This window comes from Rhizobium anhuiense bv. trifolii (genome assembly GCF_024346605.1).
Classification (GTDB): domain Bacteria; phylum Pseudomonadota; class Alphaproteobacteria; order Rhizobiales; family Rhizobiaceae; genus Rhizobium; species Rhizobium anhuiense.
This window is the reverse complement of record NZ_CP098803.1, coordinates 4,090,001-4,101,165: the sequence shown is the minus strand read 5'-3', so window position 1 is coordinate 4,101,165 and position 11,165 is coordinate 4,090,001. Positions and strand designations below refer to the sequence as shown.

General features: G+C 61.6%; 10 protein-coding genes. All 10 read right to left on the bottom strand.

Annotated elements, in window-relative coordinates:
• Window positions 1–2: 2 nt before the first annotated feature.
• Window positions 3–155, bottom strand: coding sequence for a hypothetical protein (locus NE851_RS28865; RefSeq protein WP_165932280.1), 153 nt, complete (start codon window positions 153–155; stop codon window positions 3–5).
• A 19-nt stretch (window positions 156–174) separates the two neighbouring features.
• Complete coding sequence (locus NE851_RS28860) at window positions 175–1,215, bottom strand: LacI family DNA-binding transcriptional regulator (RefSeq protein WP_029733029.1); 1,041 nt, start codon at window positions 1,213–1,215, stop codon at window positions 175–177.
• Window positions 1,216–1,386: 171 nt separating this feature from the next.
• On the bottom strand, window positions 1,387–2,826 hold the full coding sequence (locus NE851_RS28855; protein WP_029733030.1) for an efflux transporter outer membrane subunit: 1,440 nt from the start codon (window positions 2,824–2,826) through the stop codon (window positions 1,387–1,389).
• Between the two features lie 147 nt (window positions 2,827–2,973).
• A complete protein-coding gene (locus NE851_RS28850) occupies window positions 2,974–6,084 on the bottom strand; it encodes an efflux RND transporter permease subunit (RefSeq protein WP_183906167.1) in 3,111 nt (1,036 codons plus the stop codon).
• Window positions 6,085–6,132: 48 nt separating this feature from the next.
• The gene (locus NE851_RS28845) at window positions 6,133–7,344 is read right to left on the bottom strand and encodes an efflux RND transporter periplasmic adaptor subunit (RefSeq protein WP_025570605.1); all 1,212 of its coding nucleotides are present in this window, start codon (window positions 7,342–7,344) and stop codon (window positions 6,133–6,135) included.
• Between the two features lie 156 nt (window positions 7,345–7,500).
• A complete protein-coding gene (locus NE851_RS28840; RefSeq protein ID WP_183906166.1) occupies window positions 7,501–8,103 on the bottom strand; it encodes a TetR/AcrR family transcriptional regulator in 603 nt (200 codons plus the stop codon).
• 108 nt (window positions 8,104–8,211) lie between these two features.
• Window positions 8,212–9,156: a phosphoribosylaminoimidazolesuccinocarboxamide synthase gene (locus tag NE851_RS28835; RefSeq protein WP_254959511.1), complete on the bottom strand. Its 945-nt coding sequence runs from the start codon at window positions 9,154–9,156 to the stop codon at window positions 8,212–8,214.
• A gap of 111 nt (window positions 9,157–9,267) precedes the next feature.
• Window positions 9,268–9,966 carry a phosphoribosyltransferase gene (locus NE851_RS28830; RefSeq protein WP_254962461.1) on the bottom strand — a complete coding sequence of 233 codons (699 nt, stop codon included), beginning with the start codon at window positions 9,964–9,966 and terminating at the stop codon, window positions 9,268–9,270.
• Between the two features lie 14 nt (window positions 9,967–9,980).
• The gene (locus NE851_RS28825; RefSeq protein ID WP_029733032.1) at window positions 9,981–10,787 is read right to left on the bottom strand and encodes a pseudouridine synthase; all 807 of its coding nucleotides are present in this window, start codon (window positions 10,785–10,787) and stop codon (window positions 9,981–9,983) included.
• 159 nt (window positions 10,788–10,946) lie between these two features.
• Window positions 10,947–11,153 (bottom strand): hypothetical protein, encoded by a 207-nt coding sequence (locus NE851_RS28820; protein WP_025570485.1) that lies wholly within the window; start codon window positions 11,151–11,153, stop codon window positions 10,947–10,949.
• Window positions 11,154–11,165: the final 12 nt, after the last annotated feature.

Sequence of the window (11,165 nt, the reverse complement as noted above, 5' to 3'; positions counted from 1 at the left end):
TTTCATCCGAACCGTTTGAGACTTGCCGTGTCGGCAACTGGTAGATCGCAGGCGAGCGCGCCGTGTGGCGGCAGGCCTACATCGATCTCGGTCTCGATTGGGCCGGGCATGGTATCGAGCAGGAGTACTGCCGAGGCAATGGGAGCTTTTTTCATCTTACACGTTCCCCATCTCTCAGGTTTTCGGCTCTGAGGTTTCTGGTGCCGGCTTCGCAGGCCCGGATGATTGGCGGACGATCAACTGCATGGCAACGCGTTCGATCTCCGCGGTAACGAGCATGCCCTCCCGGATGCGGTTTGCTCTTATCGTAGCGACCAGCGCCGACACGGCAATCCCGGCAATCCTATCCATGTCCATCCGCACCGTCGTCAGCGACGGCGTGACAACAGGCGACCAGATGAGGTCGTCGAAGCCGGTGACGCTGACATCGGCGGGAACGTTGACGCCGGCCTGCTGTAACTCCGTCAGCGCGCGTAGCGCCTGCAAATCGGAAAGGGCTGCGAAAGCGGTGAATCCCTGCCTGGCCTTTTCGGCAAGGCCGAGCGGGCAGCCCCTGCCGCCATCCTGCTCGAGCCTATCGATCCATAGTGTTTCGGAATGCATGCCCGGGCGCATGCCGGCGCGGATGCCGCCGACGCGGTCGTTCTGAACGCTGGATTCCTGATTGTTGCCGATGATGAGGATGTGGCGATGGCCGAGATCCGCGAGGTGGTCGGCGATTTCGCGGCCGCCCTGCCAATGATCGGCGGAAACGGTGTTGCCCGGCGTCGAGGGAGTGTCGATGATGGCGACCGGACAGGTGGTGGACGAGATGCGGGTGGCGCGGCGGGGAATGACGATCATGCCATCGACGCCACGCTCGACCAGACGGTCGATCGCTTCGGTCTGGGTGGCGATATCGCCGCGGGAATCCGCGATCAGCACGCCGTAACCCGCAGCCGAGGCGGCGAATTCGATCGCCTGAGCGATCTTCGGGAACAGCGGATTGGCGATATCGGGTAGCACCAGGCCGAGAACGCCGCTGCGGCCGGTCCTGAGCGCCCTGCCGGCCTGGCTTGGGACATAGCCGAGCTCGGCTGCATGTTCACGGATTCTTTCGATCAATTGGCCGGAGACCCGGCCCTTGCCGGAGAGCGCATTGGAGACCGTGGCGACGGAGACGCCGAGCGACGTCGCTATCCTGCTGAGATTTGGTCCCGAACGCGATGGAGCCATAATCGACGGCGCTCTGATTAATCGTTTAATCAAAGGCTTACCTCAGCTATCTCAGCTTGTCGAATCCAAATTCGTCCTGTGTGTAATTAGCTGGAGGAGAGTTCGGCGGCAACGAAAAAGCCCCGCGAGACGATCGCGGGGCTCTGCCTTTTCAGAAGGGCCAAACGCCGATCAGCTCTTGGCGGGCTTCACCGCTGCTGTGGTATTGGGTGCGGTGGTCTTGCCGCCGGGCGCATAGCCGCCGCCGACTGCGATGTTCAGCGAGACGTAGTCCTTGGCCATCTGTTGGACGGACTGGGCAAGGCTTGCCTGAGCCAGCGAAACCTGGCGCTGCGCGTCGAGAACGTCGAGCAGTGAAGAGGCGCCGTCCTTGTAGGATGCTGTGGAAAGCTCGAGCGTTTCCTGGGTGGTCTTGACCTGGGCCTGAAGTGCGGCGACCGTACGGGCGTCGCGCCGGACAGCCGCAAGCGCGTTCTCGACCTGTTCGACGGCGGTCAGCACCGTCGACTTCCAGTTGAGGTAGGCCGTAGCGGCATCGGACTGGGCCGACTTGACGTTGGCGCGCAGGCGGCCGCCATCGAAGATCGGCAGGTTGAGGGTCGGACCGAAGGACCAGGGGGTCAGGCCACCGTGGACGCCGCGCTGGTTGATGTAGGATGGCGAGATCGAGCCGCTGAGCGATATGCTCGGATAGAGCTGGGCCTGGGCAACACCGATATTGGCCGTTGCGGCGGCGAGATCACGCTCGGCGACGCGAATGTCGGGACGGTTGCGGATCAGATCGGCCGGGATGCCGGAGTTGATGCCGCCGCGGAATACCGGCTGACCGGCGCCCCTCAGCAGTTCGTCGACGAGGGCCGAGGCCGGCAGGCCGAGCAGCGTGGCGATGTGATGGGCTGATATGCGGATGTTGGTTTCAAGGCCCGGAATTTCGGCGAGCGTGGACTGTACGAGGCCTTCGGCCTGAACGACGTCGAGACGCGAGGCGGCGCCGGCTTCAAGCTGGAACTTGGTCAGTTCGTAGGTTTCCTGACGAGACTTCAGGTTGGCCTTCGAAAGCGCCAGGCGCTGCTGATAGTAGCGAACGTCGATATAGCTCGAGACCAGGTCCTGGACGAGGGTCAGCTTGGCGACATCAGCCGATGCGTAAGCGGAATCGAGCGAAGCGAGCGCGCTTTCGGTGCTGCGCTTGTAGAGGCCAAAGAGATCGAGCAGCCAGCTCAGCTGGACGTCGCCGGCGCTGGTGTTGCGCGTGTCGAGTTGCGTGCGCAGTTCGCCCTTCTGACCGCTGATCGTGTGCGACGCGCCAACCGTCAGGTTCGGCAGGCCGCCGGCTCCGGCGGTGGTGACGGCGGCGGAGGCCGCATTGATGCGTTCGATCGCCTGCTGGACTGTCAGGTTCTGCTCAAGGCCCGCGTTGACGTAGCCGTTCAGCCTCGAATCGTTGAAGGCGGTCCACCAGGCTGCGGTAGCAACATCACCATCACTCTTCGTTCCGCCTTCTCCGAATTTGGCGGGCAGCGGCATTTCAGGAGGAACATGATCCGGGCCAACAACGCAGCCCGACAACAATAACAATAATGCCGGGGTGGCAAAACGAAGAGATACCATTCATTTCATCCTGTACTCGAGCAAGTCAATTCTTGTCCGAAGCTTCATGCTTCACTAACGCGCGCCGCGCCTCGTTACCAAAAACACACACCGAAGCAGTCGGGCGCAATGTAGCAATCGGAACAGCATTATCACAGTGCATTTATATCACACTCCTGCCGCATTTTTGCCGCGTGTGGCAAAGATGCGTCGGATGACGACGAAAAAGGACGGTACGAAGAAAATTCCGAGCATCGTCGCCGCCAGCATGCCGCCGAGAACGCCGATGCCGATGGCGTTCTGTGCCGCCGAGCCAGCGCCAGTCGCGATCGCCAGCGGCACGACGCCGAGAATGAAGGCAAGTGAGGTCATGATGATCGGCCGCAGGCGCAATCTTGCCGCCTCCAGCGTGGCTTCGTAGAGCCCCATGCCGCTTTCCATACGGTCCTTGGCGAATTCGACGATCAGAATCGCGTTCTTCGCCGCCAGCCCTATGGTGGTGAGCAGGCCGACCTTGAAATAGACGTCGTTTGCCTGGCCGAAAAGCGTTGCCGCCGCCAGTGCCCCGAGAATGCCGACGGGTACCGCCATGATCACCGAGAAGGGGATCGACCAGCTTTCGTAAAGTGCCGCCAGGCAGAGGAAGACGACGAGAACCGAGATCGCGTAGAGCATCGGCGCCTGCGAACCGGAAAGGCGCTCCTGATAGGAGATGCCCTGCCAGGCGACCGTATAACCGCCGCCGAGCTGTTCGGTCAGCGCTTCCATTTCGTTCATCGCATCGCCGGAGGAGACACCGGGTGCGGAAGCGCCGTCGAGCGGAATGGCGCTAACGGCGTTGAAGCGGGCAAGCGATGGCGCGCCTTTCACCCACTCCGTCTTGGTAAAGGCGGAGAAGGGTACCATTTCACCGGCAGTGTTGCGCGCGTACCAATGGTCGAGATCATCCGGCTGCATGCGGAAGGGCGCATCGCCCTGAACATAGACCGGCTTGATCTCGCCGTTCAGCGTGAAGTCGTTGACGTCGCGGCCGGTGAAGATGATCGACAGCATCGAGTTGACCGAGGCGATGTCGACGCCCATAGCGCCGATCTTCTCCTGATCGAGCACGATGCGCATCTGCGGCTCGACTTCCTTGTTGCTGCTGCGCAGCGCCACGATCTTGCCCGAGGTGTTGCCCATCTGGATCAGCCGCTTGGAGGCGGCCGTCAGGGCGTCGTTGCCGTGGCCGCCGGTGTCGACGAGATACATGGAGAAGCCGCTCGATACGCCGAGACCCTGAATCGCCGGGGGCAGGAGCGCGAAGACCTGCGCCTCGCGGATGGCAAAGAAGCTGCGCAACGCGCGGTTGACGACCGACTGGGCGCTCAGCGTCGGATCGGTGCGCTGTGCGAAATCCTTGAGCTTGGTGAAGACGATGGCGCTGTTCTGGCCGGAACCGTTGAAGCCGAAGCCGAGCGCGCCGAACACGGATTCGACGGCGTCCTTCTCGTTTTCACGATAGTATTTCTCAACCTTCTCGACGACTGCCTGGGTTTGCTGCGTGGTCGAGCCCGGCGGCGTGGTGACGATGGTCAACAGCACGCCCTGATCTTCCTGAGGCAGGAAGGAGCTCGGCAGACGGGTGAAGAGATAGGCGCAGCCGGCGCCGACGAGGAGGAAGACCAGCATGACGCGGATCGGCCGCTGCAGCAGATAGCCGATGGCGCTGATATAGCCGTTGGTCGAGCGCGTGAAGTTGCGGTTGAACCAGTCGCCGACGCGGTGTTTCCTGTGTTCGCCGACCGGCTTCAGCATTGTGGCGCAAAGTGCAGGCGTCAGCACCAGGGCGACGAGCGCCGACAGCAGCATGGCCGAGACGATGGTGATCGAGAACTGGCGATAGATGATGCCGGTCGAACCGCCGAAGAAGGCCATCGGAATGAAGACGGCAGTCAGCACGAGCGCGATGCCGACAATGGCGCCGGTGATCTCTCCCATCGATTTTTCCGTCGCCTCAAGTGGCGAGAGCTTCTCTTCGGTCATGATGCGTTCGACGTTTTCGACGACGACGATGGCGTCGTCGACAAGAAGGCCGATCGCCAGCACCATGGCGAACATCGTCAACGTATTGATCGAGTAGCCGGTGACCGCCAGCACTCCGAAGGTGCCGAGCAACACCACGGGCACCGCAATCGTCGGGATCAGCGTCGCCCGCAGGTTCTGCAGGAAGATGAGGAGGACGACGAAAACCAGCACGATCGCCTCGATCAGGGTATGGACGACCTTCTCGATCGACAGCTCGACGAAGGGCGTGGTGTCGTAGGGATAGGTGATCGCGACACCTGCCGGCAGGCCGCGACCGATGACCTCGAGCGCGGAGCGCACACGGGCGGCGGTATCGATGGCGTTGGCGCCGATCGCCAGGTTGACGGCAAAACCGGTCGACGGCTGGCCGTTATACCGTGAACCGCCGCCGTAGCTTTCCTGACCGATCTCGATGCGCGAGACATCGCTCAGGCGCACGGTCGCGCCGTCCTTTTCGACCTTCAGGATGATGTGCTCGAAGTCGGCGACGGTGGTCAGCTGGCTTTGGGCGGTAATGGTGACGTTGATCTGCTGGCCGGGGGTCGCCGGCTGCGCGCCGAGCGAACCAACGGAGACCTGGGTGTTCTGCGCCTGGATGGCTGATGTGACGTCGCTCGGCGTCAACTGGTATTTCAAGAGCTTGAAGGGATCGAGCCAGACGCGCATGGCGTATCCCGAACCGAAGACGTTGATGCTGCCAACGCCTTCCAGGCGCTGGATCTGATCCTCGATGGAGGTCGACATGATGTTGCCGAGATCGACCGAGTTGCGCTTGCCGTCGGTCGAAACCAGCGAGCCGACGAGCAGGATGCTCGAGGTCGAGCGGGTGACGCTGATGCCGGCATCGATGACGTCGCTTGGAAGCTGCGACTGAACCAGCTGCAGCTTGTTCTGCACCTGCACCTGGGCGATATCGGGATCGGCGCTCGTCCCGAAGGTGAGCTGGATACTGGCCGAGCCCGTCGATGAGGTTGAGGTCATGTATGTGAGATCGTCGAGGCCGGTCATGCCATCCTCGATGATCGTCGTCACCGATTTTTCGACGGTCTCGGCGCTGGCGCCGCGATAGGTGGCGTTGATGCGAACCGTCGTCGGGGCGATGTCGGGATATTGCGAGATCGACAGCGTGAAGATCGCCAGCAGGCCGGCGAGCATGATGGTGATCGCAATGACCCAGGCGAAAATCGGACGTCGGATGAAAAACTTGGCCATCGGTTGTTCCTGTGCGGCTGAGACGGTGACGATGCGGGGCTTCAGCGATTATTTCGCTGCAGGCTTCTCAGCATCACCGGCCGCTGGCTGCTCGGCAGCCACGACCACGCCATTGTCGTTGATCTTCATCGGGACCGGTTTCACCGGCATGCCTGATGTGATCGATTGCAGGCCGCTGACGATCAGCTGATCGCCGTCCTTGATGCCTTCGGTCACGAGCCAGGAATTGTTGGAGGGCGAACTGTTCTCGAAGGCACGGGTTTCGACCTTGCCTTCGGCGGAAATGAACTGTGCCGTCAGCCGGCCGTTGGCATCACGGCTCGTCGCCAGCTGCGGCAATGCATAACCGGCCTCGGCGCCAAGCTCGACGGTTGCCCGGACATACATGCCGGGCAGGACGATGCGATCGGGATTGGGAAAGAGCACGCGGATGATGAAGGTGCCTGTGGTCTCGCTGACCACCTGCTTCGACATGTCGAGCTTGCCCTGCTGGTTATATTCCTTGCCGTCTTCGAGGATCAGGTGGAAGGCGACGTTGTCTGCACCCTTGATGTCGCCGGCGGTCATCGCGTCGCGCAGCTTCAAGAGGTTGGTGCTCGATTCCGTCAGCGAGATGTAGATCGGATCGAGCTGGCGGATCGTCGTCAGCGCCGTCGTCTGGTTGGCCGAGACGACGTTGCCGACATTATAGGCCGTCTGGTCGATGACGCCGTCGAAGGGGGCGATGATCTTGGTATGGTCGAGGTCGATCTGCGCGGCGGAAAGTGCGGCCTTCGCCGACTCGACTTCGGCCTTGGCCTGGAGCAGCGTCGTCTTGGCCGTTTCGAATTCGATCTGGGTGGCGCCGCTGCCGACGAGGCGCTGATAGCGGTCGAGATTGCTTTCAGCGCTCGGCACGCTGGCTTGCGCCTTGGAGATTGCCGCCTTGGCCTGCTCGACGGCGGCGATATAGGGCGCATCCTCGATCTGGTAGAGAAGGTCGCCCTTCTTGATCTCGCCGCCTTCTTTAAAGGCGATCTCGCGGATGAGGCCGCTTACCTGCGGCCGGATATCGGCTGTCTGAAATGTCTCGGCGCGGCCAGGAAGGATCGTCGTGATCGGGAAACTGGCTTTTTTCAGGGTGATCACGCCGACGGGCGAGGCCTGCTGTGCTGCGCCCGCACCGGCATTGCCGGCGGGCTTGCCGGCATTGTCGCTGCAGGCGGCGAGCAATGCGCCGAACGCCAGGGCCGTGGAGAGGAGGAGGGCACGCCGTATCATTCTGAATTCCCTGTTCGGTGGCAATCGGCGTTCAATCCGCAGGCTCGGCCCGGCCGAGCGCAGGCTTATATAAGCGTCAGGATTGATCTGGCTTCAAATGCCATTATCCGAATTTAACAAAAGCTTTATGAAGTGACGTAAGTCAGCAATCGTCACTTAGCAAGCGTTATTTTGCAGTGCGGCATCGACAAAGCCGACGATATCCTCGGCGCGGTGCACGAGGGTTTCCTTGTCGTCGCGGGCGATGAGGATGGGGTGCAATACGCAGGCCAGGAGGTCTGCGACGGTGTGTGCGGCGCGCTCGGGATCGCAGCAATGATAACGCCCCTCCGCGATACCCTCGCGGATGATCTCGCCGAGCTTCAACTCGATTCGGGCGCGATAACGGTTGCCGGCCTCGAGTTTGGCCTCGATCGTCGAAAGCACCATTTCGAAGATGTAAGGATTTTTCTGAATGTCCTGCAGATGACCTTCCAGCAGGCGCAGGACGAAGCGGAGCAATTGCTCCTTCGGTGGCAGATTCTGGTCGAAGGCTGCGAAACGCTCGGTGGCATTGTCGAGATGGCGTCCGGCGATCGCATCGACCAGCGCGACCTTGGAACGGAAATGCTTGAAGACATTGGCGGGTGACATGTGCAATGCACTGGCGATATCGGCGATTGACACCGCGAGGTAACCGCGCTCACGAAACAGCACCTCTGCCATGGAGAGGATGTCCTCCCGCGTTTCCTCGGCTTTGCGTCTCGGCCTTCTCGTCATCTGTCCCCCGCCCGGCCGAGCCCGATGCCCCTTTTTTCTGATGCTAGCGCGATTGGAGGGAGGCTGCCAAGCCAATGCTCGGCCTGGCAGCTTTCATGTATCGCCATGTCAAGGGAAATAGGGAGCGAGGCTGCCTCGCACGCGGGCAAGCGGCGTCTCGCCGCTATTGTCGGGAACAAAGCGCTCGCCGGTAATCGCCTCGTAAGCCTTGATATAGACGGCCGAGGTCTGCTCGATCAGTTCGACAGGAATTTCAGGGATCTCGTCCTTATAGGGATCACAGCGCTCGGCAACCCAGGCGCGGACGAAATCCTTGTCGAAACTTTCCGGACGTTTTCCGGCGGCAAAACTTGCCGGGTAGCTTTCGGCAAGCCAGTAACGGCTACTATCGGGGGTGTGGATCTCGTCAGCGAGAATGATGTTGCCGTCGCCATCGGTGCCGAATTCATATTTGGTGTCGACGAGGATCAGACCGCGCTTGGCCGCCATTTCCTGGCCGCGCGCAAAAAGGGCGAGCGCATATCCCGACAGAGTGTCCCACTGCTCCTTGGTCAAAAGGCCGCGGCTGACGATTTCGGCAGGCGTCAGCGGCTCGTCATGGCCGCCGTCGAATTCCTTGCTGGTCGGCGTGATGACGGGCTCGGGCAGGATCTGGTTGTCGCGCATGCCGTCGGGCAGACGCATGCCGTACATCTCGCGCTCACCCTTTCTATAAAGCGTCAGGATCGAGGTACCGGTGGTGCCGGCGAGATAACCGCGCACGACGATCTCGACCGGCAGGATGTCGAGCCGCTTGCCGATGACGACATTCGCATCCGGATAGTCGAGAACGTGGTTGGGGCAGATGTCCTTCGTCGCCTCGAACCAAAAGCGCGCTGTCTGCGTCAGGACCTGGCCCTTATAGGGGATGCAGGTAAGGATGCGGTCGAAAGCGCTCAGCCGGTCGGTGCTGATTATGATACGGCGTCCGTCCGGAAGATCGTAATTCTCGCGCACCTTGCCGCGATAATAGTTCGGCAATTCGGGGAAATGGGCTTCGGAGAGAATTCGCACGGCGCTCGACTATCCTTGATTATTGGGTGAAGACTTCCTGCTCTAGTTTTATTGCTGGGGAAGTCAAGCAGAGGCTGGACAGAGGCGCCCTCAAGCAAAGAAGAACAATCCTCATGTCCCGCGTCTGGCCGATGGTGCCTGCCAGCGGCCTGCTTTGTTCCGCTCCAGAATAGGCGTTGCGAAGACGCCGACGGTGCGCGTGGTCCATTGCGGCCCAGCGGCCGCGAGGCTTTCGCGCCAGCGCTCCGATTGCAGCATGGCGGCGGCGATGACGGCGGGTTCGATGCCGCAGCCTGTCAGCAGGTTGAGGCCCGCGACGATCGAGGTGCCGCTGGAAATCACATCGTCGATCAGCGCGACGCGCCGTCCCTTGAGCAGCGGCAGCATGCGCGGATCGATATAGAGGCGTTTCTGCTGCATCGGCGTGGTGATCGACGACAGGGCAACGGAGAGCTCGTCGCGATACCAGAATTTGCGTGAGGTTCCGAGCGGGACGTAGCGGCTGTGGCCGAGCTTTTGCGCCACGGCGGCGGCCAGCGTCAGGCCGAGGGTCGGCAGACCGGCGACGATATCGATGCGCATCGGCCTGATCTTTTCGGCGAGGCTTTCGGCGAGCGCATCGAGAACGGCGAAGCTCGCCTGGTTGACGATCAGCGAAGCGAGAGCGTGATCGCCATCCGCCAGCGCGCGGATCGGCAGGCGAAGCTGGCGGCCGTCTTCGAGAACGGCGACATAGAAGGAGGTGAACTCGCCATCATCGGCAAAGGTGCCCGACGGGTGAATCTCCTGCCAGAAATCGTGCGGCGCCATCTCCGTCATTTCAGTCAATTGCGTCTCGCCTTTTCCATCCCGGCCTTCCGGCGCAATGCCTGCAATTCCGTCTCTGTCAGGGCACGCACCGCGCCTTTCGGCAGTTCGCCGAGTGCGAGCCCGCCGATTGCAACGCGCACGAGGCGCAGGCATTCGCTTCCGAGCGCTTCCAGCATGCGGCGGATCTGGCGGTTGCGGCCCTCGTCCAGCTCAACCTCGATCCATGAGTTCCTGTCGCCCTGGCGCAGGCGCCGTGCGGCGGTTGCCGTCAGCAGCTCGCCGTCGTGGCGGATGCCCGATGTCATCGCGGCAATGCCCTCGTCGTCCATGATGCCGTCGATCTGGACATGATAGGTCTTCGTCACATGCGTGACCGGATCGAGCAGGATCTGAGCGAATTCGGTGTCGTTGGTGAAAAGCAGCAGGCCCTCGCTCGCCTTGTCGAGCCGGCCGACCGGAGAGAGATGCGGGATGTCGAAATCCCTGAGGCAATCATAGACCGTTGGCCTGCCTTCGGGATCGTGGCGGGTGGTGACGAGACCGCGGGGCTTGTTGAGCATCAGATAGATTTTCGCTTCGGCAGCGATGACCAGGCCGTCGATGCTGATCCTGGCAGTGCTAAGATCGACCCATGCCGAGGTCTCGCTGACCGTGCGGCCGTCGACGGCAACGCGGTTTTCGGCAATCAGCCGTTCGGCCTGGGTGCGGGAGCAATAACCGAGCTTGGAAAGGGCACGGGGAAGGGTAACCCGCTTAGCCGCGGCGTTATCGGCGGGCTTTGTCCGCTCGCGCGTCTTATGCGGTGGGCGCCGCTCCCTCATCTGCCGTCCTTGTCCTGCTTTTGATGCCGTTTCTTGGCATGAACGGCACAAGGATGCCAGCAATCGGAACAAAAAAACGAGGGGAATAAAAGACGCCGCAAAACAATTTCGGCGCTTTGGGATAAAGCGCCGTCAGGGCTTTGACAGGGTAACGCTGCCTCAGTGGCAGGCCATGAAGCCCGCCAGTTCTTGGCGGCTGACGACAATACCGGCGGCGGCCTTGACCGGGTCCGGATGTGTATAAGAAAGGCTTGGCATTTCCGGCAGGTCGAGTGCCTGGCGCATATTCATGATGCCGACCGCGTGACGGCCATTGGCGCCGTCGACGCTGACTTCGATGATGCAGTTGGCCCTCTTGTTTTCCATGATGATCCTCCC